The organism is Ruegeria sp. CJ6 (assembly GCF_056536665.1).
In genome coordinates this window covers 39,957-62,503 of record NZ_JBQFQB010000009.1, presented here as the reverse complement: position 1 = coordinate 62,503, position 22,547 = coordinate 39,957, and the positions used below count along the sequence as shown (strand labels likewise).

At 59.4% G+C, this 22,547-nt stretch carries 33 protein-coding genes; 19 read left to right on the top strand and 14 right to left on the bottom strand.

Annotated elements, in window-relative coordinates; all coding sequences use genetic code 11:
- Positions 1-107: 107 nt before the first annotated feature.
- Positions 108-878 carry an FCD domain-containing protein gene (locus ACR0BT_RS19795; RefSeq protein WP_170565106.1) on the top strand — a complete coding sequence of 257 codons (771 nt, stop codon included), beginning with the start codon at positions 108-110 and terminating at the stop codon, positions 876-878.
- An 81-nt stretch (positions 879-959) separates the two neighbouring features.
- On the opposite strand, the gene ACR0BT_RS19790 is transcribed toward ACR0BT_RS19795, so the two are convergent.
- The 5 genes from ACR0BT_RS19790 to ACR0BT_RS19770 all read right to left on the bottom strand — a co-directional run bounded on the left by ACR0BT_RS19790 (position 960) and on the right by ACR0BT_RS19770 (position 3,530).
- On the bottom strand, positions 960-1,520 hold the full coding sequence (locus ACR0BT_RS19790) for a F0F1 ATP synthase subunit B (RefSeq protein WP_170392645.1): 561 nt from the start codon (positions 1,518-1,520) through the stop codon (positions 960-962).
- A gap of 5 nt (positions 1,521-1,525) precedes the next feature.
- Complete coding sequence (locus ACR0BT_RS19785; RefSeq protein WP_170392646.1) at positions 1,526-2,077, bottom strand: F0F1 ATP synthase subunit B'; 552 nt, start codon at positions 2,075-2,077, stop codon at positions 1,526-1,528.
- An 86-nt stretch (positions 2,078-2,163) separates the two neighbouring features.
- On the bottom strand, positions 2,164-2,388 hold the full coding sequence (locus tag ACR0BT_RS19780; RefSeq protein ID WP_005981269.1) for a F0F1 ATP synthase subunit C: 225 nt from the start codon (positions 2,386-2,388) through the stop codon (positions 2,164-2,166).
- Between the two features lie 48 nt (positions 2,389-2,436).
- Entirely contained in the window at positions 2,437-3,195 is a 759-nt protein-coding gene (locus tag ACR0BT_RS19775; protein ID WP_170392647.1) for a F0F1 ATP synthase subunit A, read from the bottom strand.
- A gap of 2 nt (positions 3,196-3,197) precedes the next feature.
- Positions 3,198-3,530: an AtpZ/AtpI family protein gene (locus tag ACR0BT_RS19770; protein WP_170392648.1), complete on the bottom strand. Its 333-nt coding sequence runs from the start codon at positions 3,528-3,530 to the stop codon at positions 3,198-3,200.
- A 231-nt stretch (positions 3,531-3,761) separates the two neighbouring features.
- Between ACR0BT_RS19770 and ACR0BT_RS19765 the strand changes: the two genes are divergently transcribed.
- Positions 3,762-4,094: an ArsR/SmtB family transcription factor gene (locus tag ACR0BT_RS19765; protein ID WP_170392649.1), complete on the top strand. Its 333-nt coding sequence runs from the start codon at positions 3,762-3,764 to the stop codon at positions 4,092-4,094.
- Here ACR0BT_RS19765 and ACR0BT_RS19760 read toward each other — a convergent pair.
- From ACR0BT_RS19760 to ACR0BT_RS19745, 4 genes are all read right to left on the bottom strand, one after another.
- Positions 4,091-4,504 (bottom strand): universal stress protein, encoded by a 414-nt coding sequence (locus ACR0BT_RS19760; RefSeq protein ID WP_170597447.1) that lies wholly within the window; start codon positions 4,502-4,504, stop codon positions 4,091-4,093. The two genes, ACR0BT_RS19765 and ACR0BT_RS19760, sit on opposite strands and share 4 nt — an antisense overlap.
- 81 nt (positions 4,505-4,585) lie before the next feature.
- Positions 4,586-4,864, bottom strand: coding sequence for a hypothetical protein (locus ACR0BT_RS19755; protein ID WP_170392651.1), 279 nt, complete (start codon positions 4,862-4,864; stop codon positions 4,586-4,588).
- Between the two features lie 57 nt (positions 4,865-4,921).
- The gene (locus ACR0BT_RS19750; RefSeq protein WP_170392652.1) at positions 4,922-5,833 is read right to left on the bottom strand and encodes a DMT family transporter; all 912 of its coding nucleotides are present in this window, start codon (positions 5,831-5,833) and stop codon (positions 4,922-4,924) included.
- Positions 5,830-6,708: a LysR family transcriptional regulator gene (locus ACR0BT_RS19745; RefSeq protein ID WP_170392653.1), complete on the bottom strand. Its 879-nt coding sequence runs from the start codon at positions 6,706-6,708 to the stop codon at positions 5,830-5,832. The genes ACR0BT_RS19750 and ACR0BT_RS19745 overlap by 4 nt, the downstream gene beginning before the upstream one ends.
- A 120-nt stretch (positions 6,709-6,828) precedes the next feature.
- Between ACR0BT_RS19745 and ACR0BT_RS19740 the strand changes: the two genes are divergently transcribed.
- Both ACR0BT_RS19740 and ACR0BT_RS19735 read left to right on the top strand, forming a co-directional pair.
- Positions 6,829-7,410, top strand: a complete 582-nt coding sequence (locus ACR0BT_RS19740; RefSeq protein ID WP_170392654.1) for an FMN-dependent NADH-azoreductase — start codon at positions 6,829-6,831, stop codon at positions 7,408-7,410.
- A 64-nt stretch (positions 7,411-7,474) separates the two neighbouring features.
- A complete protein-coding gene (locus ACR0BT_RS19735; protein ID WP_480763901.1) occupies positions 7,475-8,215 on the top strand; it encodes an aspartate/glutamate racemase family protein in 741 nt (246 codons plus the stop codon).
- Here the strand turns inward: ACR0BT_RS19735 and ACR0BT_RS19730 are convergent, their stop codons facing one another.
- A complete protein-coding gene (locus ACR0BT_RS19730; protein ID WP_480752256.1) occupies positions 8,216-8,746 on the bottom strand; it encodes a prolyl-tRNA synthetase associated domain-containing protein in 531 nt (176 codons plus the stop codon). It abuts the gene before it with no gap.
- Positions 8,747-8,835: 89 nt separating this feature from the next.
- Here ACR0BT_RS19730 and ACR0BT_RS19725 point away from each other — a divergent pair, with 89 nt between their 5' ends.
- The 12 genes from ACR0BT_RS19725 (at position 8,836) to trmD (ending at position 16,294) form a co-directional block, all read left to right on the top strand.
- Positions 8,836-9,354, top strand: a complete 519-nt coding sequence (locus ACR0BT_RS19725) for a hypothetical protein (protein WP_170565122.1) — start codon at positions 8,836-8,838, stop codon at positions 9,352-9,354.
- Positions 9,355-9,514: 160 nt separating this feature from the next.
- Entirely contained in the window at positions 9,515-11,023 is a 1,509-nt protein-coding gene (gene ffh / locus ACR0BT_RS19720) for a signal recognition particle protein (protein WP_170402391.1), read from the top strand.
- A 41-nt stretch (positions 11,024-11,064) separates the two neighbouring features.
- Entirely contained in the window at positions 11,065-11,577 is a 513-nt protein-coding gene (locus ACR0BT_RS19715; RefSeq protein WP_170818882.1) for a GNAT family N-acetyltransferase, read from the top strand.
- Positions 11,574-12,125 carry a GNAT family N-acetyltransferase gene (locus tag ACR0BT_RS19710; RefSeq protein WP_170402397.1) on the top strand — a complete coding sequence of 184 codons (552 nt, stop codon included), beginning with the start codon at positions 11,574-11,576 and terminating at the stop codon, positions 12,123-12,125. Before ACR0BT_RS19715 ends, ACR0BT_RS19710 begins: the two co-directional genes overlap by 4 nt.
- On the top strand, positions 12,122-12,661 hold the full coding sequence (locus tag ACR0BT_RS19705) for a GNAT family N-acetyltransferase (RefSeq protein WP_480763900.1): 540 nt from the start codon (positions 12,122-12,124) through the stop codon (positions 12,659-12,661). The genes ACR0BT_RS19710 and ACR0BT_RS19705 overlap by 4 nt, the downstream gene beginning before the upstream one ends.
- On the top strand, positions 12,658-12,954 hold the full coding sequence (locus ACR0BT_RS19700) for a chorismate mutase (RefSeq protein ID WP_170392662.1): 297 nt from the start codon (positions 12,658-12,660) through the stop codon (positions 12,952-12,954). The genes ACR0BT_RS19705 and ACR0BT_RS19700 overlap by 4 nt, the downstream gene beginning before the upstream one ends.
- A gap of 42 nt (positions 12,955-12,996) precedes the next feature.
- On the top strand, positions 12,997-13,386 hold the full coding sequence (rpsP, locus tag ACR0BT_RS19695) for a 30S ribosomal protein S16 (protein WP_010437590.1): 390 nt from the start codon (positions 12,997-12,999) through the stop codon (positions 13,384-13,386).
- 12 nt (positions 13,387-13,398) lie between these two features.
- Positions 13,399-14,034 (top strand): 5,6-dimethylbenzimidazole synthase, encoded by a 636-nt coding sequence (gene bluB, locus ACR0BT_RS19690; protein ID WP_480707373.1) that lies wholly within the window; start codon positions 13,399-13,401, stop codon positions 14,032-14,034.
- 2 nt (positions 14,035-14,036) lie between these two features.
- Positions 14,037-14,183, top strand: a complete 147-nt coding sequence (locus ACR0BT_RS19685) for a hypothetical protein (RefSeq protein WP_170392664.1) — start codon at positions 14,037-14,039, stop codon at positions 14,181-14,183.
- A complete protein-coding gene (rimM, locus tag ACR0BT_RS19680; RefSeq protein ID WP_480763899.1) occupies positions 14,176-14,679 on the top strand; it encodes a ribosome maturation factor RimM in 504 nt (167 codons plus the stop codon). The genes ACR0BT_RS19685 and rimM overlap by 8 nt, the downstream gene beginning before the upstream one ends.
- Positions 14,679-15,494 carry a hypothetical protein gene (locus ACR0BT_RS19675; protein ID WP_170425117.1) on the top strand — a complete coding sequence of 272 codons (816 nt, stop codon included), beginning with the start codon at positions 14,679-14,681 and terminating at the stop codon, positions 15,492-15,494. The genes rimM and ACR0BT_RS19675 overlap by 1 nt, the downstream gene beginning before the upstream one ends.
- Positions 15,491-16,294 (top strand): tRNA (guanosine(37)-N1)-methyltransferase TrmD, encoded by an 804-nt coding sequence (gene trmD / locus ACR0BT_RS19670; protein ID WP_170392667.1) that lies wholly within the window; start codon positions 15,491-15,493, stop codon positions 16,292-16,294. Before ACR0BT_RS19675 ends, trmD begins: the two co-directional genes overlap by 4 nt.
- A gap of 2 nt (positions 16,295-16,296) precedes the next feature.
- On the opposite strand, the gene ACR0BT_RS19665 is transcribed toward trmD, so the two are convergent.
- Positions 16,297-17,097 carry a glycoside hydrolase family 25 protein gene (locus ACR0BT_RS19665; protein WP_480763898.1) on the bottom strand — a complete coding sequence of 267 codons (801 nt, stop codon included), beginning with the start codon at positions 17,095-17,097 and terminating at the stop codon, positions 16,297-16,299.
- A 370-nt stretch (positions 17,098-17,467) separates the two neighbouring features.
- Here ACR0BT_RS19665 and rplS point away from each other — a divergent pair, with 370 nt between their 5' ends.
- Positions 17,468-17,851: a 50S ribosomal protein L19 gene (gene rplS, locus ACR0BT_RS19660; protein ID WP_170328369.1), complete on the top strand. Its 384-nt coding sequence runs from the start codon at positions 17,468-17,470 to the stop codon at positions 17,849-17,851.
- Positions 17,852-17,862: 11 nt separating this feature from the next.
- Positions 17,863-18,084, top strand: coding sequence for a 50S ribosomal protein L31 (gene rpmE, locus ACR0BT_RS19655; RefSeq protein ID WP_170392669.1), 222 nt, complete (start codon positions 17,863-17,865; stop codon positions 18,082-18,084).
- Between the two features lie 76 nt (positions 18,085-18,160).
- Here the strand turns inward: rpmE and ACR0BT_RS19650 are convergent, their stop codons facing one another.
- The 3 genes from ACR0BT_RS19650 to ACR0BT_RS19640 all read right to left on the bottom strand — a co-directional run bounded on the left by ACR0BT_RS19650 (position 18,161) and on the right by ACR0BT_RS19640 (position 21,485).
- A complete protein-coding gene (locus tag ACR0BT_RS19650) occupies positions 18,161-18,838 on the bottom strand; it encodes an SOS response-associated peptidase (protein ID WP_480763897.1) in 678 nt (225 codons plus the stop codon).
- Positions 18,839-18,889: 51 nt separating this feature from the next.
- On the bottom strand, positions 18,890-20,479 hold the full coding sequence (locus tag ACR0BT_RS19645) for an MFS transporter (RefSeq protein WP_480567469.1): 1,590 nt from the start codon (positions 20,477-20,479) through the stop codon (positions 18,890-18,892).
- Between the two features lie 118 nt (positions 20,480-20,597).
- Entirely contained in the window at positions 20,598-21,485 is an 888-nt protein-coding gene (locus ACR0BT_RS19640) for an AEC family transporter (RefSeq protein WP_480763896.1), read from the bottom strand.
- Between the two features lie 218 nt (positions 21,486-21,703).
- Between ACR0BT_RS19640 and ACR0BT_RS19635 the strand changes: the two genes are divergently transcribed.
- Positions 21,704-22,513 carry a division plane positioning ATPase MipZ gene (locus ACR0BT_RS19635; RefSeq protein WP_170402416.1) on the top strand — a complete coding sequence of 270 codons (810 nt, stop codon included), beginning with the start codon at positions 21,704-21,706 and terminating at the stop codon, positions 22,511-22,513.
- The last annotated feature ends 34 nt before the right edge of the window (positions 22,514-22,547 follow it).

Sequence of the window (22,547 nt, the reverse complement as noted above, 5' to 3'; positions counted from 1 at the left end):
GCCTCTTATGTCAATAATTCTGACCTAATGTTTCAACCTCTGTGAGCGACTTGAACGCCCCTTACAAACGTGGTCAAGTGACTTGACCAATTCCAAGTGGTAGCCAGATGCCTTTTCAAAAAGTTCAAACCGAAAAACTGTCACTGGCTGTTGTGCGCCAGATCGAACTGCTGATCCTGCGCGGCATTCTGCGCCCCGGAGAACGCCTGCCCTCGGAACGGGAGCTGGCCGAGCGCATGGGCGTGTCGCGCCCGTCGCTGCGCGAGGCAATCTCGGACCTCCAGGAACAGGGATTGCTAACTGCCAAGGCCGGATCGGGCATCTATGTGGCCGAGGTTCTGGGCTCGGCCTTCGCGCCAGCTTTGATCCGGTTGTTCGGCAATCACGACGAGGCAGTGTTCGACTATCTCTCATTCCGGCGTGACATGGAGGGTCTAGCGGCTGAGCGTGCCGCCCGCATGGGCTCGGGCAGCGATCTGAAGGTGGTGCAGACCATACTGGACAAGATGGAAGACGCCCACGCCCGCAATGCAGCCGAAGAAGAGGCGCATCTGGACGCCCAGTTCCATATGGCGATCATCGAGGCCAGTCATAACGTGGTGATGCTGCATATGATGCGGTCGATGTTCGATCTGCTGCGGCAGGGCGTATTCTACAACCGACAGATCATGTTCCAGCAACGCACCACCCGCGACGCAATTCTGGACCAGCACCGAGCCATCAACTCAGCCCTGCAGGACCGCGACCCGAAAGGGGCACGGAAGGCGGTCGAGGATCATCTGAACTTTGTCAAAAGCTGCATGGCCGATCAGCAGAAGGCCCTGCGCAATGAAGAGATCGCGCAACAGCGTTTGAAGCACGAGACTGGAGAGGTCTGATCCTTCAAACTGGAAGCCACGAAAAGAAAAAACCCGAGAGCCTGAAGCCCTCGGGTTTTTAAAATAATATGATCCGGGCGATCAGTGTAGCTTTTCACCCACATCCGCGATGGATGCATCGATCAGCTTGTTCGCCTGCGTTGCGGTCATCTGTTTGGCCAGCACGGCGTTGGCTGCCGAAACCGCTACGGTGATGGCCTGATCGCGGACTTCCTTGACGGCAGATGCCTCAGCCGATGCGATCTGATCCTGCGCTGCCGCGAGACGGCGCGCGATGGATTTTTCCAGATCCACCTTAGCTTGTTCAGCCGCCAGAACCGCGTCTTCCTTGGCCGCGGCAACGATAGCTTCGGCCTGACCCTGAACTTCGCGCTGCTTGCGCTCATACGAGGCCAGCAGACTGCGTGCTTCTTCATGCAGGGCGCGGGCTTCGTCCAGCTCGGCTTGAATACCTTCGGCGCGATTGTCCAGCGCACCACCGATCATACCGGGGACCTTGAAGTAGAACAGGACCGCGATAAAGACGATGAAGCCCAGAGTGACGACAAAGTCAGTGTTGGCAAGCGAGAAGAACGGGCCGCTTGCGGCCAGCGCGGGGCTGGCGGCACCAACGGTCAGGATAAGGGCAAGAGTGTTCCGCATGTCACTTATCCTTTCGTCTGCGCATCTACTGCACTGTTGATGGCTTTGGCATCCGCCTCGCCGCCCAGTGCTGTGACCAGTTCAGCCGCCGTATCCTTGGCAACCACTTGAATGCTTTCCAGCGCACCGGCACGGATTTCGGCAATTGCCTTTTCCGATTCAGCCGCCTTTGCAGCGATTTCCGCATCCGCCTTGGCAATCGCGTCATCCAGACCAGACTGGATTTCGGCGCGGGCTTCCGCTGCGATACGCTGAGCCTCAGAACGGGCATCGGCCAGCGCTTTGTTATAGGCCTCTTCGGCCTCGACCGCTTTGGCCTTCAGATCTTCGGCCGCAGCCAGGTCATTTGTAATGGTCCCCTGGCGTTCAGCCAGGATTGCCGCGATGCGGGGCAGAGCCACGCGGGACAGGACCAGAAAGATGACGACCAGCGTGATGACCAGCCAGAAAATCTGGTTGGGGAACCAATCGAAGCAGAGCTGCGGCATCCCGACGGCGTAGCCGCTGGAATCAACGCATGTGCCTACTACTTCTTCAGCAATGGGTTCAGTCGCCATGATGTCCTCCGTCGGAACGTTGTCTTTACAACAGATGGGCCGCTATGGCTTGGGCCCATCTGCGCGTAAGGATCAGGTTCCGCAGATTATACGGCGAACATCAGCAGCAGCGAGACCAGGAATGCGAAGATGCCCAGCGCTTCTGCGAACGCGATACCGATGAACAGGGTTGCGGTCTGCGAAGCAGCCGCCGAAGGGTTGCGCAGGGCGCCGGCCAGGAAGTTGCCTGCAACGTTGCCCACCCCGATTGCGGCTGCGCCGGAACCGATTGCTGCCAGGCCTGCGCCGATGTGTGCGAGATCGCCTTCCATGAGAATTCTCCTTACGATTTGGAAGTTTCGATGTTGGGGGTTCGGACCTTAGTGCGACGGATGCAGCGCATCTTTCAGATACACACAGGTCAGAATGGTGAAGACGTAGGCCTGAATGAAGGACACGAGGACCTCAAGGCCATACATTGCGGTGATCGCCAGAACCGACACGGGCGAGATCACGGCAATCGCGGCAAAGCCTGCGAACACCTTGATAACCGCGTGGCCTGCCATGACGTTACCGGCAAGACGAATGGAGTGGCTGACCGGGCGAACGAAGTACGAGATCAGCTCGATGATCGCCAGAACAGGGCGCAGCGCCAGCGGCGCGCTGGAGACCCAGAACAAGCCCAGGAACGCAGCGCCGTTCTTGACGAAACCCAAAACGGTCACGGTCAGGAACACGGCCAGCGCCAGCGGGATGGTCACGGCGAAATGCGATGTGGTGGTGAAGGACATGGGCAACATGCCCAGGAAGTTCGCGCAGACGATGAACATGAACAGGGTCATGACATAGGGGAAGTACTTTACGCCTTCCTTGCCGCAGATGTCTTCCAGCATCTTGTAGATGAAACCATAGGCCAGCTCGGCCACCGACTGCATCCGCGTCGGAACAATGGCGCGCTTGGACGTGCTGAGAACCAGCAGGGCAAAGATCGCCGCAATCGCCAGGAACAGCCACAGGGTCACGTTGGTGGGCGTGTACCAGGCAATCGCACCGTCGCCGAACAACGGCTTGACGATAAACTGGTCCATTGGATGGAAAGCCAGGCTGCTGCCTTTTTCTGCGGTGGTCTCGGTTGCCACGTTCAGTCCCTCTCGTCCTTCTCGGTCGCGCTTGCGGCCGCTTGTTTCTCTTGAACCTCTTTCGCGCTGCGGAGCATAACCTTCACGCCCGCGACAAGGCCCAGCAATGTGAATAGCACCAGAAAGATCGGGATCGTCCCAAGCAGGCTGTCCAGCCCGTATCCGATGCCAAATCCGATCCCCAGACCGGAAACCATTTCGATGACCATCCTCCAGGCAAGCTCGCCTCCGGATACGTCAGCATCCGCACGAGGTTTCGGCGCTTTGGCCTTTTTCGCCGCTTCGATCTTGGCCTCCAGCTGCGCCATACGCTGCTTTTGGTCATCTTCGGTCACGGGCGTTTCCCTCGCACAGTCTTGGGTAGGGTGCTAAGGGGCTGAGGGCGCAGAGTCAACGGCAATGAAGCCGCAGCATGAACGGCAATAAGTATATGATTTTTATATTAAAATCACAGACCGCGTGAAACCTGCCGATGGCGTATAATTCGCTGACCGGGCGGATAAGCCTGAATCCGCATATTCAACCAAATGGTTGACCAAACTCACAGGCTATGGTTCAGCGGAACCATGTCCAACGACCTCGACACTGTCTTCGCAGCCCTCGCCGATCCCACCCGCCGCGCCATCTTAGCGATGCTGCTGGAAGATGACATGGCCGTCACCGACGTGGCCGAACCGTTCGAAATGTCGCTGGCCGCGATTTCAAAGCATCTGGTGATCCTGACCAAAGCAGGTCTGATTTCTCAGGAAAAACGCGGACGGGTGAAGTGGTGCAAACTTGAACCCGACGCGCTTCGTGCGGCCTCGGTTTGGATGCAGGGGTTCGGACAGTTCGAACCGGTCAATCTGGATGCGTTCGAGCGGTTTCTAGAAGTTGAACTGCCCCCGGATGAGGCCTAACGCACAACTAAGACCGACATGCTGGCGTGTTTGGCCAGATATCCCGCGTGGCTGGACAGGATATAGTCTGTGATCCGGGGTGCGTGGGTTCCCACAACAATCAGATCGGCCCCCATTTCCTCTGCTGCGTGGGTCAGGTCCTTGTCGATCTCGACCGCGACATCAACCGAGTGAATGTTGCGTGTGTCCACACTTGTGCCGCTTTGCATCGCAATTTCACTGGCGCAGGTCAGCAATTCTTGTTTGATCGCGTCTGTTGTCAGGTGGCTATCCCCAGGCTGCGGGCCGGTGACGCTGACGATGGTCACTTTGGCGCCCTGCCATTTGGCCAATTGCGCGGCAACCTCGGTGGCTTTCTTGACCTCGGGCGGCAAGTGCAGGTCGACCGGGACCATGATGTGTTTGAACATATTCGCGTCCTCCTGATCCTGAGATATGTCGACCCGGGCGGTTCGCCAGTCTGACCCGTCGGGACGATCCAAACGGCAGGCTCAGCCCTCGCGGCTATATTCCACCCCGGTCACAACCCCCGTTGGGTCGGCACGACAGAGCCACGGAGCCTCGGCCCCTGCCACGAATACGCTGGTGACCGAGCCTGTCGGGCTGGACTGGGTAGACATCGCTTTGACACCATCAGGCCCTGTGCCGGTTTCGGCGCCCACCAGAGCTTCGCAGCTGGCTTGCAGGTCCGCCTCTGCAGCGTCTTTCGCGCTACCGGGGGCACAGGCGGACAGCGCCAGCAATGCGGGAATAAGTGACATTGTTTTCATGGCCCAGCTCCTTGGTGGTGACAGGCAGGCTGCCACATCAGGTAGAAATCACAAGCTTCAATTCGAGCGCACCGGAGTATTTGCAGGCGCGTCTTCTCCTTTCAGCAGCAACAACAGCGCAACAGCGGTGAGCCCGGCACCAACCAACACCAATGCCGTCGGCGCAGGACGTCCCAGGGCGATTTCCCACAGGATCACCCAGCTGGGCGTCAGGTAAGTGTAGGCCATGACCTTTGCCGCGGGCAAACGCAGGGCTGCAAACTGAACCAGTACAAAACTGGCGGCGGTCGCAAACAACGAGATATAAAGCAGCGTCACCCAGACAATCCCGGGAAGGTTGCCCCAATCTACTGCACGGATATCGGACCAGCCCCAGACCGTCAGGATCAAACACCCCGCAACCAACGTACCGAAGGTGAACACCACCGCAGGCTCGCCCCGGTTCAATCGCCGTATCATCGGCGTATAGACGGCGTGCGCGGCGCAACCCCAGAAATAGATGATCTCGCCGCCTCCGATCTCGAAGACCTGAAAGGCTTGCCAATCCGCTCTGAAGATCACCCACAGCGCACCGACCGCACCGACCGTCAGGGCCAGCGCCATGCGTGGGGTGGTGATCTGGCGCAGCAGCACCCACCCGGCCAGCGCCGACATGACCGGGGTCAGCGTAAAGACCGCTGCCGCGCTGACCGGGGGAGCGGTTTTCAATCCGTAGAACATCAGGACAAAGTAGGCTCCGAACAATCCGCCAAGAACCAGATAGCGCCATGGTGCCCGAGCCGCGCTGCGCGGAATGCCCGTTGTGGCAATCGCAGCGATGCCGATCACGACCGCCGCAATCGCAAAGCGCGCTGCCGTGATCGCCGACGGTGCGATCTCATTTGCCGCCATTGAGCCAAGCGAGAAACTGCCCGCCACCAAAGCCGAGAATGTCAGCATGGCCAGATGGCCGCGCGCCTGCGGTGTCACGGCAGCCAGCCCCTGGATTGATCTTTCAGGAAGGATAGGAAAGCCTGCACCTTGGTGGTCCGGTGCAGATCCACATGAGTCACCAGCCACAGCTTGCCAGACCACTCGGGCAACGGTGCCATCACCTCGACCAGATCGGGATCGCGCGCGGCCTCCCAACGGGCCATAAAGCCGATGCCTGCACCGGCCAGAACAGCCTCTCGCATACAGAAATTATTGGTGCAGCGGAAAGTGATCGCCTGCTCCGGCGCGTTGGCACGCAGCCAGCGGGAAAACGGCGCGCGGCTGTTTTCGTCATCATTGCCGACGAAGTGGTGATTGGCGAAATCTGCAACGTCCGCGGGTTTGCCGTGGCGCGCGAGATAGGCCTTGCTGGCGAATAGTCCGACCTCTTGTGGAATGAACGGCTGCACCACATTGTCCGGTTGATCCGGCGCGGCCCCGGCGCGGATCGCCACATGCGCCTCGCCATATTCCAACCGGAACAGGCGGTCGCCGGTCAGATAGCGCACGATCAATCCCGGGTGGGTCTGCTGGAACTCGGTCAGCGTCGGTACGATGAGCGGGGCCAGTGAGGCCAGTGAGGTGACCACGATCTCGCCCGAGACATCGTCTCCGCGCCCCTTCATGCGACCGACCAGCTGGTTGAACTGATCTTCGGTTGCCTGCGCGACCCGCAACAGGTCCTCTCCCGCTTCGGTTGGTGTGTACCCACGCGCGTGACGCTGGAATAGTTTGACGCCCAGCCGTGCCTCGATCGCATCGATATGGCGGATCACGGTGGCGTGGTGCACACCCAGCACATCCGCCGCGCCGCTGACCGTTCCCATGCGCGCCACCTGATAGGCGGTTCTCACTTCATCCCAATTGTCCATTGCATCTGATCCAATGTGCAAATTCTAACAATGCTTGTTGATATATCCGAGTTTTGTTCATGCGCGCAACAGCCATATTGGGGCAACAGAAGGTAATTCCGCAACAAAGGACGCCCCGAAATGACCAAAACCATCCTGCATATCGACGCCTCGGCCCGCCGCACTGGATCTGCCACCCGCGATCTGTCCGACCGCGTGGTTCGCCACCTGAACGCCGGGCGTATCATCCGCCGCGATCTGGCCACTCCCCTGCCCCTGCTGACCGAAGACTGGATCGGCGCCAATTTCACCCCCGCCGACCAGCGTGACGCGGTACAGAAAGACCTGCTGGCCCTGTCGGACGAATTGGTGTCCGAGTTGCAAAAGGCCGACACGATCGTCATCGGCCTGCCAATCTACAACTTCTCAGTTCCCGCCGCGTTCAAGGCCTGGATTGATCTGGTCGCCCGTGCCGGTCTGACATTCTCCTATTCCGAAGAAGGACCGAAAGGTCTGCTGGAAGGCAAACGCGCCATCCTTGCTGTTGCATCGGGCGGTACGGCGGTGGGCTCCGAGATCGACTTTGCCACCACCTATGCGCGGCATGTTCTGGGCTTCATCGGCATCCATGATGTCGAGGTCATCGCCGCAGATCGCATGGCACTGGACCCCGAAACAACCCTGTCCAATGCGCAGAAAGCTGTCACCAAGCTGGCAGCCTGATTGACCTGACCCCCTTGAACCGTCCAGTCTGCGCCAAGGCAAATCGGCAGACTGGGCGTTTCACATGAAGAAGATTGGAATATTGGGCGGTGTTGGCTGGGCCTCAACTGTCGACTACTACCGGGCGATCGCTGAAGGCGCGGGTCGGTATTTTGCTGAACGCGGCCACGGATCGCCGCTGCCCATCCCACCCATGACCATCGAATCCGTCACCCAAGCCAAAACCCGCGCCTTGCGCGGCGTGGCCGGTGACGAAGACAGCTGGGCCGCTTTCGACGCGGTGTTCCGCGAAGCACTGCTGACTTTGGAACACGCAGGCTGCGATTTCGGCATCATCGCCTCCAATACGCCACACGCGCGGCTTCACGCGATCCGCGAAGGCGTCTCCATGCCTATTCTCAGCATTTTTGACGCAACCGCCGACGCGACCGCCTCGACCGGCGCCACCAATGCTTTGGTCCTTGGAACCGCAGTCACCATGCAGGCCACAAACTATGCCGACCGGCTGGCCGCCGAGGGTATCACGGCAAACACACGCCTGCCCGAGCCTGAGATCGCCGAGATGCAGGCGATGATCGACAGTGATTTCTACGGCGGCGCATCCGACACCGCACTTGCGCGCCTGCTGGCCTTCTGCAACAAACACGCCGCACCCGGAACCGCGATCTTGCTGGCCTGTACCGAGTTGCCTCTGGCCTTCCCCGATCATCTGGATGACCCGGTGTTCGAGGCGGATGGTCACATGTTCATCAACCCCTCTGCCGCCCATGTCGCTGCCGCATTGAACGAAGCGCTTGAGGGGTGATCACGGCAGCCAGTTTATCTCGCACCCGATCTTATCAAAGAACACCATCAGGTCTTCGCGCGACAAAACGACGGTTCGGTCGTTGACCAAAGGGTGCATGTTGATGACATCGGCCTGTTGCGCGGCGGCGTCCATGAAGAACTTAACGTTGTTCTCAACGCCGTTGATCATCGCCAGCGGACTGACCGCGCCAGGGCGGATGCCGAGGTTCTGGAACAGCCGATCCGCCGAGCCGAAGGACAGGTTGCCAACCCCCAACTCCGCGCCCAGCGCCTTGAGGTCGATCTCGCGGCTCTGTTCCAGCGTCACCAGATAATTCCGCTTTTTCTTGTCGCGCAGATACAGGTTCTTGAGCCGCAGTGTGTTTTCACCCGGCACCATGAACTGGCCCTCGACCCCTTTGGCATCCTCAACGGTGCGCAGCGGGATATGAGTATGCAACCGATAGGGCAGCCCCCATTCATCCAACTGCGCCAAAAGCGCATCCGAGCTGAGCGGCAACGTATCCTGAAAGACAGATGATGCGTCCATGGGAACCTCCTCGTATGGCGCGCTCATCGCCCAACCGACAGGTAAATTCAAGCCACGACAGGCGCGGCATTCGGTGCTAGCGTGCCGCCATGAAAGTCACGCGCAACACTCCGAGCCAACTGATCCTGTCCAATACGCCATGGTTCATCGGCATCACGCTGGTTTTCTTCATTCTTGCATTTGTCGGCGCGGGCGTCTTCTTGGCCAGTGAAGGTGGCGAGGGTATCTTGTTCGGCATTTTCTTCGCACTATTCGGCGGAGGCATGGGTTTTGGTGCATTTTGCGCCTTTGTCCGCCGCGTGCAGGTCATACTGGATCGCAATAAAAACAGCATCCTGATCCGCAGACAGTCAGTCTTTGGATATGATGCGGTGGAACATGAGCTCTCGCACCTCTCGCACGCGGAAACTGAAAGCACGACCTCACGTAGCGACAATGGCACATCGACCCTCTATCGCCCTGTCCTGATACTGGATGAAGGCATGAGCGCCGGGCGGCATCCCATTGTCGAGGCTTATTCCAGCGGGCGCGGTGCGCATCGGCTGGTGGATGCGGTCAACGATTGGCTTCCGGCACGCAAGGTTGACTCTGCCAGCCAATCGGCCTAAATCGCCGCCAACATCCGGAAGCGTTTGATCTTCCGGTCCCTTGAGTCGTTCAGGGATCGCCCCCCACCAGCGAGTTTCGCCCGTGGGGGCGTTTGTGCATTTAACCGACGCGTCCTATCTAGGGCACGCCACCAGATAACCGGCTAAGGAGGCCGAAGGCATGTTTGAAAATCTATCCGAACGCCTTTCCGGCGTCTTTGACCGGCTGACCAAACAGGGTGCCCTGTCTGAAGAAGACGTGAAAACTGCCCTGCGCGAAGTCCGCGTTGCCCTGCTTGAGGCCGACGTCTCGCTGCCGGTGGCGCGCGAGTTCGTCAAGAAAGTACAGGAACAAGCGACCGGTCAAGCTGTCACCAAATCGATCACGCCCGGCCAGCAGGTCGTTAAGATCGTGCACGACGCGTTGGTCGATACACTGCGCGGCGAAGAAGACCCCGGTGCGCTGAAGATCGACAACCCGCCTGCCCCGATCCTGATGGTCGGCCTGCAGGGTTCCGGTAAGACAACCACCACCGGTAAGCTGGCGAAACGCCTGAAAGAGAAAGAGGGCAAGAAGGTCCTGATGGCCTCGCTCGACGTCTATCGCCCAGCGGCGATGGATCAGCTTGCGGTTCTGGGCACGCAGGTTGGTGTAGATACGCTGCCGATCGTACCCGGTCAGACGCCGGTTGATATCGCCAAGCGCGCCAAGCAACAGGCAACGCTGGGCGGCTATGACGTCTATATGCTCGACACCGCGGGCCGTCTGCATATCGACGAAGTCCTGATGGACGAGGTCGAGCAGGTTCGTAACGTGGTCGACCCGCGCGAGACGCTGCTAGTGGTCGACGGCCTGACCGGTCAGGTCGCTGTTGAAGTGGCCGAAGAGTTTGATGCCAAGGTCGGCATCTCGGGCGTGGTCCTGACCCGTATGGACGGTGACGGGCGCGGCGGTGCGGCGCTGTCGATGCGCGCGGTCACCGGCAAGCCGATCCGCTTTGTTGGTCTGGGCGAGAAGATGGACGCGCTCGAAACCTTCGAGCCGGACCGGATAGCCGGTCGTATTCTGGGCATGGGCGACATCGTTGCTCTGGTCGAAAAGGCCCAGGAAACGATGGAGATGGAACAGACCGAGCGCATGATGAAGCGCATGGTCAAAGGTCAGTTCAACATGAACGACCTGAAAATGCAGCTGGAGCAGATGATCCAGATGGGCGGCATGCAGGGCATGATGGGCATGATGCCGGGCATGAACAAGATGGCCAAGCAGATGGATCAGGCCGGTCTGGACGATAAAATCCTGCGCCAGCAAATCGCGCTGATCCAGTCGATGACCAAACGCGAACGCGCCAACCCGCAACTGCTTCAAGCCAGCCGCAAGAAACGCATCGCCGCCGGTTCGGGTATGGAGGTCAGCGACCTCAACAAGCTGCTCAAGATGCACCGGCAGATGTCCGACATGATGAAAAAGATGGGCAAGATGGGCAAAGGCAAGATGCTGAAACAGGCCATGAAAGGCATGTTCGGCAAAGGTGGCCCAAGCCCCGAGGAAATGGCTGCGGGCATGGACCCCAAGGCGCTGGAACAAGCCGCCAAAGCGATGGGCGGTAAGATGCCCGGCGGTCTGCCCGGACTGGGTGGCGGCATGGGCCTGCCCCCGGGGTTGAGCGGTTTTGGAAAGAAAAAGTGACGTCAGCACGCTGCACCCAGCCCCCGTCCGGAAAGGCGGCGATGGCAGCAGCGCAGTATCGCGCGGCCCTGCCGGTCATTGAGACCCGGCGGCTGGTTCTGCGTGCACCCACTCTGGACGACCTGCCGGTGTGGACATCGATCTGCAAGGACAGCTTTGGCGATACCGAGCAAGACGCCTGGACTGAGTTTTCCTACTACACATCAGGCTGGCTTTTGCATGGTCACGGCTTGTTCACCGTCACGTTTAAAGACGATGATCAGGTCATTGGCTTCGTCATTCTGGGCCTCGAATGGGACGATCACGAGCCCGAGCTTGGTTATATGTTCGATAGCAAGTTCCGCATGCAAGGTTACGCGACCGAAGCGTGCAGCGCCGTTCGCGATTTTGGCTTCGATCTGCTCGGGTCCGGCCAGTTCGTAAGCTACGTTTCGCAGTCCAACGCTCGTTCGAACGCTTTGGCTCAGCGTCTGGGTGCAACGCGCGACGCCGTTGCCGAAAGCGCCTTTGGTCCAACCCAGCATGTCTGGCGATACGGCGAGGTGCAGGCATGACACTTGCCATGGCCATACCAACGCTGGAAACCGAACGCCTGATCATGCGGGCCCCCTGCGAGGCCGATTTTGAGGCTGAGGCAGAGTTTTTTGCCAGCGACGCCTCGAAATTCGTCGGCGGCCCGAAACGCCCGGATGAGACATGGCGCGCTGTTGCGATGCTGTTAGGCCACTGGGCGATGCGTGGTTATGGCTTCTGGGGTGTCGAGGAAAAAGACACCGGCACCTATGTAGGCCATGTTGGCTTGTGGAACCCTCACGGCTGGCCCGAGCCCGAAATTGGCTGGACGCTTATGAACCACGCCACCGGCAAGGGTTATGCGACCGAAGCGGCACTGGCTGCACGTGCACATGCCTATGACGTGCTGGGCTGGGAAACCGCAATCTCGCTGATCGATCCGGATAATCTGGGCAGCAAGGCTGTCGCGGAACGGCTGGGCGCGCAGTTCGAATATATGTTCGAACACCCGGCTTTCGGGGCGATGCAGGTCTGGCGTCATTCTGCGCCTGCCGATCTGGTAAACGGTGGCGTGGAGGCATACGCATGACCTCGTTCACTATACCCACCGTCGAAACCGATCGCCTGATCCTTCGCGCGCCGCATCTGAACGATCTGCCTGCGATGACCGCGTTCTACGCGACCGAGCGCAGCCATATGGTTGGTGGTCCCAAGGACGCTCTTGGAAGCTGGAGCTCTCTTTCGAACAGATTGGGTCATTGGGCGCTGCGCGGTTATGGTCTGTGGCATCTGACTGAAAAGGCCAGCGGCGCATTCGTGGGATGGGCAGGCATGATCTACGTACCCGGCTGGGCCGAGCCCGAGCTGGGCTGGACGCTGATGGCCGAGGCCGAAGGCAAAGGTCTGGGCTTTGAGGCCGCCGCGGCTGCACGCGACTATGCAGCGCGGCATCAGGGGCTTAACGGTGTGATTTCTTACATCGCCCATGCCAATGATCGCTCGCGCGCGCTGGCCGAACGGCTGGGCGCAACGCTGGAGATTGAGAGAGCCGAGCTTTTGGGCAAGCACGCTCAGATCTGGCGTCATCCGCAGATTGATTTGACCACCGAAAGGACCGGCCAATGAACAACCCCGTGACACAGGCTGCTGCGCTGTTGAAAGACCATCGAGAAAGCATCGACCGACTGGATGCGATCCTAGTCTATACGCTGGGCGAGCGGTTCAAGCACACGCAGGCCGTTGGCAAGCTCAAGGCCGCACACGACCTTCCCCCGTCCGATCCGTCGCGCGAGGCTGCGCAGATCGCACGGTTAGAAGACCTGGCGAAAGAGGCCGATCTGGACCCCGATTTCGCCAAGGCTTTTCTGAATTTCATTATTCAGGAAGTCATCCGACACCACAAGAAACACCAGAACTAAGCCGGTCTAGCACCGGATACGCCATTCAAAGGAGATACCACCATGGCAATGAAAATTCGTCTCGCCCGCGGCGGCTCGAAAAAGCGTCCCTTCTATCGCATTGTTGCGGCTGACAGCCGTATGCCGCGCGATGGCCGTTTCATCGAAAAACTGGGCACCTACAACCCGCTGCTGCCGAAAGACAGCGAAGAGCGCGTGAAAATGAACATGGAGCGCATCCAGTACTGGCTGGATCAGGGCGCACAGCCCACCGACCGGATCGCACGTATGCTGGAAGCTGCCGGCGCCCGTGACAAGGCCGAGCGCAACAACCCCAACAAGGGTACTCCGGGCAAGAAAGCTCAGGAACGCGCGGAAGAGAAAGCTGCCAAGGCTGCTGAAGCTGCCGAAGCGGCTGCAGCACCGGCTGAAGAAGCTGCTGCAGAAGAATAAGCAGTCAGGCGCGTGCAGGATCAAGCCTTTTCCGACGATTTTCGCACGCAGTTCGATCTGTTGATGCGGCTCCGGCGTGATGTGCGCCGGTTTCGCACCGATGCAATTGACGAGGCAGTGCTTACGCGCTGCCTCGACGCGTTTCGACTGGCCCCTTCTGTTGGGCTCAGCGAACCCTGGCGCGTGATCCGCATCGAAAGTCAGGCCGCGCGCGACGCGGCGCTGAAGAATTTCCAAGCGGCCAACGAGCGGGCGCTGAGCGGGTATTCCGGCGAAAAGGCGCAGCTGTACAGCCAGCTGAAACTGTCCGGGATGAAAGAAGCTCCGGTGCAGCTGGCCGTGTTTTGCGACGATGCCACCGACAAAGGTCAAGGTCTCGGCGCAGGCACTATGCCCGAAATGCGGCGTTATTCCGTCGTCTCAGCCATCACGCTCTTCTGGCTTGCCTTGCGGGCAGAAGGCTTGGGCCTGGGCTGGGTCTCGATCCTCGACCCGGACCAGATGGTGCGCGATCTGGATGTCCCCGAGGACTGGCGGTTGATCGGATATTTCTGCTTGGGCTGGCCCGAGGCCCAATCCGATACGCCGGAACTGGAGCAGGTCGGCTGGGAATGCAGAGACACCTCTCTGCCCATCGGGGTGCGCTAGACATGTTCGGATTGTTACGTCTTCCCATCCTGCTGGCGATCGCATTTATTGTGGGCGTATTCTTCGAACGCTCGAACCAGCGCGAGGCGTGCGAGGTGATCGGACAATGGCGGGACGGGCTATGTGTGACGGATGGTCGAAATGAGTGATCTGATCTGTGTAGGCAGCATCGCGGGCTCGTATGGGGTGCGCGGCGAGGTGCGGCTGAAAAGCTTTTGCGCCATCCCCGAGGATATCGAATGCTATTCGCCCTTGACCGACGAAGCCGGAAAGGAGCGCTATCCGGTGGTGCTGACCCGCGCGATCAAGAACGGCTTTGCCGCCCGGCTGGGTGGCATTGAGACGAAGGAAGCGGCGGATGCGCTGAATGGCCTGCGCCTGTATGCGCGGCGCGATCAATTGCCGTCGCTGCCGGATGATGAGTTTTACCACACCGACCTTATCGGGCTTGAGGTTTATGACACCGGCGGCACCCTGCTGGGTCGGGTGAAATCGGTTCAAAATCACGGCGCGGCGGATCTGTTGGAACTGCACGGTCCGGGCTTAAAGGCCACCGTGCTGCTGCCGTTTACACTCGAATCCGTTCCGACCGTTGATCTCGACAAGGGCCGCATCATCGCTGATCCGCCCGAGGGCCTGCTGTAATGCGCCGCGTGTTGCTGCATCTGGGTCTGCACAAGACCGGGACAACGGCGGCACAGTCCTTTCTGTTCGAAAACCGCTCACTGATCTGGCCGCACCATGCGTTGGTCCTGCCCTATCGGACCCGGAAAACCGGCTTGTCCGAAGCAGCCACACGCTATTCCGTCTACGGCACCCCCGGCGCGATGAGCGATTTCAAGGATCAGATGCGTCACTTCCTGAATTCACTGGAATTCGGCCAGAAGCGCGGGCTGGTTCTGAGCGAAGAGAATTTCTCGGGCCTGCGCCCCAGCCGCAATGTCGCGGTGGGCTATGAGGCTGCACCCGAGCTTGCCTCTTGCCTTGTCGGCCTGATCCGCGACCGGTTTGCCGGGGAAGAGGTGCATATCACGATCTACTACTCGCTGCGCCAACGCGGAAGCTGGCTGCGCAGCCTGTGGGCACATGATCTTCAACGCTCGCGCCTGATTCAGGATTTTGAGACCTTTCGCGCCCGGCTTGAACCGGTGCCGTCGCCTCAGATTGCTGCTGCGGCTGTGCGCGACCGTTTGCCCTCGGTCTCGGTCCGCACCGAATGGCTGGAAGACCTGCAGGGCCAGCGACATGGGCTTGGAAGCACTTTTGCTGAATTCCTTGACCTGCCTGCGGACAAAGCCGCCGAATTGGTAGGCCCGACCCGATCAAACCCACGCCTGCCCGAGGATGTCTTGCAGCAGATGCTGGAAATGAACCGATCCGATCTGGACGATGCTGCGCTGATCGATCAAAAGACGGCTTTGGTTCAAAGCACCCAGAATGATCTGATCGGCTCGAGATGACAGATAAACCCGGAAAGTCCCATGGCCGCAAAGCCATCCGTCCAACGTTGAAGCCGCGCGAGTTGATGACGCCGACGCCCGATCTGCACGGGGTGTGGAAGGCCAAGATTATCACGTTGTTCCCATCTGCCTTCCCGGGTGTTCTGGGCGAAAGCCTGACCGGCAAGGCCCTGCAAGAAGGGCTATGGCAGTTGGAAACTGTGGATTTGCGCCAATTCGGGATCGGCAAGCACCGCAATGTGGATGACACCCCGGCGGGCGGCGGTGCAGGCATGGTCCTACGTGCCGATGTGCTGGGTGAGGCCATTGAGCATACGATGGCGGGCATCCGGGGCAACTGGCCGTTGATCTACCTCAGCCCGCGTGGGCGTCGGATGGATCAGAAAATGATGCAAAACCTGGCTCGCTGCGATGGCATGACCCTGTTATGTGGTCGTTTCGAAGGCGTCGATGAGCGCGTGCTGGAACATTACGGCGTGCAAGAGATCAGCTTGGGTGATTTTGTCATGACCGGGGGTGAAATCGCCGCGCAGGCCCTGATAGACGCCACCGTGCGGCTGATCCCGGGCGTTCTGGGCAATCAGGCCTCAGCCGAGGAGGAGAGCTTTTCCTCTGGCTTATTGGAGCATCCGCAATACACCCGCCCCGCCGACTGGAAAGGCCGCCCGATCCCCGAGATCCTGATGTCAGGCCACCATGGACGCATTGCGGATTGGCGTCATGAAATGTCGGAACAGATCACCCGCGAACGGCGGCCGGATCTGTGGGACGCCTATCGAAAATCAGAAGATAAGGGCTAAGACTAACGGGTTGCCTTCCACAACGCCCAGGTTTCCGGTGTGCCGTTGAAGGTGTTGATGTCCACCTTACCCTGAACCCCCGGCACCAGCCCGGTGCCGGTGTATTGCCAGAACCGCCAGACCGAGCCTGGATAAACGTTGCGTGGATGGCCCGCGACCGAACGCAGCCAGAACTCGGTTTTGGGAAGTCGTCCGATATCGGTGTCGCCGTAGAAATCTACCGTCGTGTAGACAATCGGACGTCGGCCATAGTGGCGCTCGAGAATATCAAGGAACCGCTGCGCCTCGGCCCGAACGGTTCGGCCATCAGGGCGCAGGGTGCAGGTTTTGGAATGGGGCGTCCATTCCATATCCAGCACATGCGGCAGGTCGGCCCCTTTGGGCACGTTCTGGATGAACCAACGCGCCTGTTCATGGGCCGGACGGCAGAAATAATAATAGTGATAGGCCCCCCACGGCACTCCGGCAGCTTGTGCGCCGCGTCGGTGCTCGTCGAACATCGGGTCGGTAAAATCTCCGCCCTCGGTGGCTTTGATGAAGGCAAAGCTGACACCATTCTTCTGCGCGGTGCGCCAATCAATCGGCCCCTGCCAACGCGAGACATCCAGCCCATGCACCGGGTAATGGCCGGGATGACGTCCCTCCCACGGGTGCGGGTCGGCGTCGCCAAAAGCGGGGTAGATGATCGAAGGCGGGGTCGTGTCCGCAAAGGCCTGCGGCTCAACCGCCTGTGGCTGCGGGCCGCGGCGGCCACATGAGACGAGTGCAAGTGCCAGAACGGCCAGCAGGATTGCTTTGCGCATCTTATGATCCTGTATCAAATATCTGCTCTTATAATTGATCCCAGAATGCCTGATCTGGCGGACAAGGCAACGGCGGATTTGACGGGCGGCAAAAACTCACCTGTTTCACCACGAATAAGTCTTGATCCCTGCCCGCAAAGCCCGTAAAGCAGCCCAATCCGGTGTGGCGTTACGCGACTCCGGTGTTTTGGTTTGCATCCTGACGTGACGCCCGGCTTTCTTCGGCCACGGCGCGACAGGGCGGACCGGACCAAAAGGAACATTCGATCTGACCTCTGGCGGGCTGTACGCAGGACCCGGTGAAGACCAAGAGCTCTCAGGCCGTGCCCAAACTTCGTGGACCAACCACGAGCAGATAGGAGTAACTGCGATGGACCTGATCGCACAGCTTGAGGCGGAACAGATTGCCGCCCTGGGGAAAGACATCCCCGATTTCAAAGCCGGTGACACCATCCGTGTCGGCTTTAAAGTGACCGAAGGGTCGCGTACCCGTGTGCAGAACTATGAAGGCGTCTGCATCGCGCGCAAAGGTGGCAGCGGCATCGCCGGTTCGTTCACCGTTCGCAAGATTTCGTTTGGCGAAGGCGTGGAGCGTGTGTTCCCGCTGCATTCGACCAATATCGACAGCATCACCGTTGTCCGCCGTGGCCGCGTTCGTCGCGCCAAACTTTACTACCTGCGCTCGCGCCGTGGTAAATCCGCGCGTATCGCAGAAGTCACCAACTACAAGCCCAAGGCTGGCGCCGAGGCGTAAGGAGCGGAAAGATGAAAAAAGACATCCATCCCGATTATCACGTCATCAACGTCAAAATGACCGATGGCTCTGTGGTTCAGATGAAATCCACCTGGGGCAGCGAAGGCGACCAGCTGGCTCTGGAAATCGACCCTTCCGTGCACCCCGCATGGACCGGTGGTTCGTCGCGCCTGATGGACGCAGGCGGCCGCGTGTCGAAGTTCAAGAAGAAATACGAAGGTCTGGGCTTCTAATCCCGACCTGGTTGAAATGCGAAAGGCCGTCCATTTGGGCGGCCTTTTTTGTTCTCCTGCCGTGATTACTGCAGGCTCAGAAATCAAACCCGGTCTGGACGGGGGGCGTGTAAGGCTCGATCATGTCCTCACCCTCGGCCCCGCGCTTGATGGGTTTGACGGTGTGATATTCAAACCGGCCTTCGTATTGCGCACCCAACGACTGCTGCGCCTCTTGCGCGGTCGTGACGCCTGATAGCCAGTTTTCGATCTCATCCGGGGTCAGGATCACTGGCATGCGGTTGTGAATATGCGCGATCTGCGGGCTGGGTGTCCGGGTCAGGATCGTACAGCTATGGCTGCCGTCATCAGTCCTGTAAAACCCCGCAAAAAACATCACCGGGGCATTGCGCTGAACCGTGATGTAGACCGGGCAATCATGGCCCTGGCCCTTGGGCCACTCGTAATATCCCAGCGCCGGAATAAGACAGCGCCCATTGTTCCAGTATTGCTGCCAGAAGCTGACATTTTCGATCTTCGAATTGATCATCGGCTTCTTGCTGCGCGGATCCTTGATTTGCCAGCGCGCAGTAGCCAATTCGGCCTGATCGCCGTCCCAACGGACCATGCCAACCCGATTGGTGGGGGACACATTATAACCACCCGAAGGCAGCTGTTCGGGCAGATCAGGCGAGACCTTGCCGTAGAGAAAATACTCGGTAATCGCCAGCATTTCCCGCTGCGTCAGGTGACCGGCTGCAAACTTTCCACACATGACAAAAGCCTAGGCCGATTGGGTGCCGGTCACAAGTGGCCCCACCGACGATCAGTCCCTTGTCAGATCAACCGCGCTGTGCGGTGGAGGCACGGGGCCTCGCAGCATTACGGCAGCCAGGATCATCCCCAAAAGCGCAGCGATAGCGGCGACAAGCATGGCACTGTTAAATGCATCATCCTGCAGATCTCGCAAGGCGCGCGCCAACGCTTCACCCGTGGTCGGATCAAGCGCCGCTATAAGCTGCTGCACCTGACTGGCGGTGCCATGTGTCAGTGCATGGGCCAGGTCGGCCCGTTGCTCGGACCCGGTGGGCAAGGCGTTGATCACTTCGGACAGGCCGCGTCGGGTAGTGATTGCTTCGGCCAGACCTCCAACCACGGCACCAAGGGTGGCACCAAAATAAAGGAACGCATTCACTACGCCCGAGCCCTGCCCCATATGTTCTTCCGGCAACAAGCGCAGCCCGAGACGCGGCAATAACGAAAAACCGATGCCAAGCCCGATCCCGATAATCACCAGCTTCCACCAAATCGCACCCATGCCTGTTGTGTTCGTCGTTGTCGTCAACAGCATGAACCCACAGGTCATGAACCCCATGCCCAGGATCACCGGCCATCGAAAACTGTAAGGTGCAAGAAAACGCGGAGCCACCACAGACACGACGAACATACTGAGGCTCAACGGCAGGATCGCCACCCCCGCCCCAACAGCGGACAGGCCAAACGCATCTGGCGATTGCACGAAGACGTTGAAATAGACGAAAAAGCTGAACAGCGCGAAGCCGGTAATGAACATCCCTGCCGCCGCCATGAAATAACGGGGGTGGCGGAAGTAGCGCAGCTCGATCAGAGGGTCCGCGCTGCGGCGCGAGGTGATGATCAGTGCAATCACCGCTACAGCCGACACGGCAAGCGGGATCAGGGTCGATCTTGTGGCCCATCCGTGGCTTTCCCCGTTGCTGAGCGCAAAGGATAGCGGGCCAAGCAGCAGGACCAGTGCGACTGCACCCGCAAGATCGAACTTTGCGCCTGCAAGACGCGTGTCGGGCACGTAATGCTCTTTGCTGACCCGCAACCCGACCGCAAAGGCCACGATCAGCAGCGCCAGATCGGTGGCGAACACGCCCCGCCAGCTGAGGTAATGCGCAAACGCGCCGCCAACGATCGGACCAACACCAATTGCCAGCCCGACGATCGCGCCCCAGGCACCGGTGACGCTGGCCCGTTGTTCCTCGGGCGTGGCGGCAGTCAGCAGCGAAAGCGAGGTGCCAAACAGCGCTGCCGCCCCGGCACCTTGGGCCCCGCGGCCTGCCAGCAACATGGCTGCATCCTGCGAAAACAACACAAGGGCCGAGCCAAGACCGAACACGATCATTCCAGCAAAGAAGACGCCCATCTTGCCGGTGATATCGCCAAGTCGGCTGACGATGGTGACGAGGGTCGCGCTAACCACCGTATAGATCGCCATCACCCATTGCAGGCTGGAAGGTGACAGATCGAACTCGGCCTTCAGATTTGGCAGGATCGTCGCAACGGCGGTTGTGTTGAAGCCAACAACCATCATGCACAGCGCGGTCATCACCAGAACCAGACGTGCCCCTCCCGCGCCGGATATGTCCTCAGTGACGTCTTTTGGCATCTGCCTGTCCCCCGTTCAGGAATAGCGCGCTGGCCCTTCGGGCACCGTGTTGTGCCTATTATTAAACGGTTTTTTGCTGATAGATACTGTTTTTAGCGCGCTGCGCGCCCAGCGCCTATTAGATCCAGTAGGACAGCGCCACTGGCAGCACCAGGATCGTGGACAGAGTCGAAACCAGAATGAACCCGGCCACATCGGGTCCGTATTCCGGCACATGCTGATCGATAAACAAATAGGTCGCGACAGAGGAGGGCATCAAACAGCACAGGATCAACGCGCCCCGCTCAGCCCCGGTGAAGCCGAAGCTCCAGACCAACGCACTGGCAATCACCGCAGCCATCAGCAGGTGCAGCGCTGTCAGCAAAACGGCTCGGCCAAGGCTTTTGATCCGCAGGGTCGCCAGCGTGTGGCCCAGCGTCAGCAACATCAGCGGGATTGAAAGACCGCCCAGAATATCAAAGGATTTGGCCACCGGTTGCGGCAGGCTGGTGCCCGTCGCCATCAACACCAGCGACAGTGCGACCGCGTAAATAATCGGCGAAGTCGCCAGTTTCTTGGGTGAGAACTCTCCGGCCGGAATCCACATGCCGATCGTGAAGATACTGATCAGCACAACCACCACAAATGCCATCGTATAGGCCATTCCCGCATCGCCCAGCGCCAAAAGGGTAATGGGCAGGCCGATATTGCCGACATTGCCATGCATCAGTGGCGTCAGAAATGCCCGCACCGGCAGCCGCATCAGTTTGAGCGCGACAAGCCCCAACAGCCCAAAACCTGCAATCGCCAAAGCGGCGGCCATCATGACATCAAGAAAGGTGCCGACCGCAATCTGGGTGGTTGAAAGGTGCGAGATAATCAGCGTCGGATACCCGACCCGCGAGACGATCCCGCCAATAACTTTGTTGTCATAGGGGGCCTTGATCAAAGCCAGAGCGTAACCGATTCCAGCGCAAATCAGGACAGGCAGAACCACGTTCAAAACGTTCAGAAACAGATGATCCAATGGCTGCCCTCGATCACAAATCCATAGGATGGACAGTGAAACAGGGGTGTGTGTTTGGCAAGGATTTACCCTAACCCCCAAGTACCAAGCACTTTTCCAATTTGAGGCTTGATAATAGCGCTCAAGACGGCCCGAGGTTCTTCCCTTCTCAGCTCACACAACATATAGTGGCCGCCAACAACGTGTAGGCAAACACGGCGGGACTTGGGAATACAGGCATGGCACATATCATTGTGGTCGGGAACGAAAAGGGCGGCGCAGGCAAATCAACCGTGTCGATGCATGTGGCCACTGCATTGGCACGGCTGGGGCACAAGGTCAGCACACTCGATCTTGACCTGCGGCAGCGCAGTCTGGGTCGTTATTTCGAGAACCGCTTGAACTTCCTGAACGGCTCGGACCTGTCTCTGCCCAGCCCACGCCACCACGACCTGCCCGAGATTGATGCCAGCGCTCTGCAACCCGGTGAAAACATCTATGACCACCGCCTTTCGGCCGCCGTGGCCGAACTGGAAAGCGATAGCGATTTCATCCTGATCGACTGCCCCGGTTCGCACACTCGACTCAGCCAGGTTGCACATTCGCTGGCCGATACGCTGATTACACCGCTGAACGACAGTTTCATCGATTTTGACCTGCTGGCGCGGATCGATTCCAAAGGTGAGAGAATCCTTGGCCCCTCAGTCTATTCCGAGATGGTCTGGAATGCCCGCCAACTGCGCGCCCAAGCTGGGCTGAAACCAATCGACTGGGTCGTCGTCCGCAACCGGGTCGGCACCCAGCGCATGGTCAACAAGGAAAAGATGCAACGCGCGATCGAAATGCTGTCACAGCGCATCGGCTTCCGCGTCGCCTCGGGCTTTTCCGAGCGAGTGATTTTCCGCGAGTTGTTCCCGCGCGGACTGACTTTGCTGGACCTCAAGGATATCGGGGTCAAGCAGCTCAATATCTCTAACATCGCAGCACGTCAGGAGTTGCGCGACATGATGAAGGAACTGAGCTTGCCGGGTGTTGAGATCGACTTCTAGCCGCGTGGCAGCGCCTGCACAGCTAACCAAAGTA

Bases quoted from the DNA above. Each gene is read 5' to 3' on its own strand.
- ACR0BT_RS19795 (WP_170565106.1), top strand. From the start codon at position 108: ATGCCTTTTCAAAAAGTTCAAACCGAAAAACTGTCACTGGCTGTTGTG.
- ACR0BT_RS19790 (WP_170392645.1), bottom strand. From the start codon at position 1,520: ATGCGGAACACTCTTGCCCTTATCCTGACCGTTGGTGCCGCCAGCCCC.
- ACR0BT_RS19785 (WP_170392646.1), bottom strand. From the start codon at position 2,077: ATGGCGACTGAACCCATTGCTGAAGAAGTAGTAGGCACATGCGTTGAT.
- ACR0BT_RS19780 (WP_005981269.1), bottom strand. From the start codon at position 2,388: ATGGAAGGCGATCTCGCACACATCGGCGCAGGCCTGGCAGCAATCGGT.
- ACR0BT_RS19765 (WP_170392649.1), top strand. From the start codon at position 3,762: ATGTCCAACGACCTCGACACTGTCTTCGCAGCCCTCGCCGATCCCACC.
- ACR0BT_RS19760 (WP_170597447.1), bottom strand. From the start codon at position 4,504: ATGTTCAAACACATCATGGTCCCGGTCGACCTGCACTTGCCGCCCGAG.
- ACR0BT_RS19755 (WP_170392651.1), bottom strand. From the start codon at position 4,864: ATGAAAACAATGTCACTTATTCCCGCATTGCTGGCGCTGTCCGCCTGT.
- ACR0BT_RS19745 (WP_170392653.1), bottom strand. From the start codon at position 6,708: ATGGACAATTGGGATGAAGTGAGAACCGCCTATCAGGTGGCGCGCATG.
- ACR0BT_RS19740 (WP_170392654.1), top strand. From the start codon at position 6,829: ATGACCAAAACCATCCTGCATATCGACGCCTCGGCCCGCCGCACTGGA.
- ACR0BT_RS19735 (WP_480763901.1), top strand. From the start codon at position 7,475: ATGAAGAAGATTGGAATATTGGGCGGTGTTGGCTGGGCCTCAACTGTC.
- ACR0BT_RS19730 (WP_480752256.1), bottom strand. From the start codon at position 8,746: ATGGACGCATCATCTGTCTTTCAGGATACGTTGCCGCTCAGCTCGGAT.
- ACR0BT_RS19725 (WP_170565122.1), top strand. From the start codon at position 8,836: ATGAAAGTCACGCGCAACACTCCGAGCCAACTGATCCTGTCCAATACG.
- ffh (WP_170402391.1), top strand. From the start codon at position 9,515: ATGTTTGAAAATCTATCCGAACGCCTTTCCGGCGTCTTTGACCGGCTG.
- ACR0BT_RS19715 (WP_170818882.1), top strand. From the start codon at position 11,065: ATGGCAGCAGCGCAGTATCGCGCGGCCCTGCCGGTCATTGAGACCCGG.
- ACR0BT_RS19710 (WP_170402397.1), top strand. From the start codon at position 11,574: ATGACACTTGCCATGGCCATACCAACGCTGGAAACCGAACGCCTGATC.
- ACR0BT_RS19705 (WP_480763900.1), top strand. From the start codon at position 12,122: ATGACCTCGTTCACTATACCCACCGTCGAAACCGATCGCCTGATCCTT.
- ACR0BT_RS19700 (WP_170392662.1), top strand. From the start codon at position 12,658: ATGAACAACCCCGTGACACAGGCTGCTGCGCTGTTGAAAGACCATCGA.
- rpsP (WP_010437590.1), top strand. From the start codon at position 12,997: ATGGCAATGAAAATTCGTCTCGCCCGCGGCGGCTCGAAAAAGCGTCCC.
- ACR0BT_RS19685 (WP_170392664.1), top strand. From the start codon at position 14,037: ATGTTCGGATTGTTACGTCTTCCCATCCTGCTGGCGATCGCATTTATT.
- rimM (WP_480763899.1), top strand. From the start codon at position 14,176: ATGAGTGATCTGATCTGTGTAGGCAGCATCGCGGGCTCGTATGGGGTG.
- ACR0BT_RS19675 (WP_170425117.1), top strand. From the start codon at position 14,679: ATGCGCCGCGTGTTGCTGCATCTGGGTCTGCACAAGACCGGGACAACG.
- trmD (WP_170392667.1), top strand. From the start codon at position 15,491: ATGACAGATAAACCCGGAAAGTCCCATGGCCGCAAAGCCATCCGTCCA.
- ACR0BT_RS19665 (WP_480763898.1), bottom strand. From the start codon at position 17,097: ATGCGCAAAGCAATCCTGCTGGCCGTTCTGGCACTTGCACTCGTCTCA.
- rplS (WP_170328369.1), top strand. From the start codon at position 17,468: ATGGACCTGATCGCACAGCTTGAGGCGGAACAGATTGCCGCCCTGGGG.
- rpmE (WP_170392669.1), top strand. From the start codon at position 17,863: ATGAAAAAAGACATCCATCCCGATTATCACGTCATCAACGTCAAAATG.
- ACR0BT_RS19650 (WP_480763897.1), bottom strand. From the start codon at position 18,838: ATGTGTGGAAAGTTTGCAGCCGGTCACCTGACGCAGCGGGAAATGCTG.
- ACR0BT_RS19645 (WP_480567469.1), bottom strand. From the start codon at position 20,479: ATGCCAAAAGACGTCACTGAGGACATATCCGGCGCGGGAGGGGCACGT.
- ACR0BT_RS19635 (WP_170402416.1), top strand. From the start codon at position 21,704: ATGGCACATATCATTGTGGTCGGGAACGAAAAGGGCGGCGCAGGCAAA.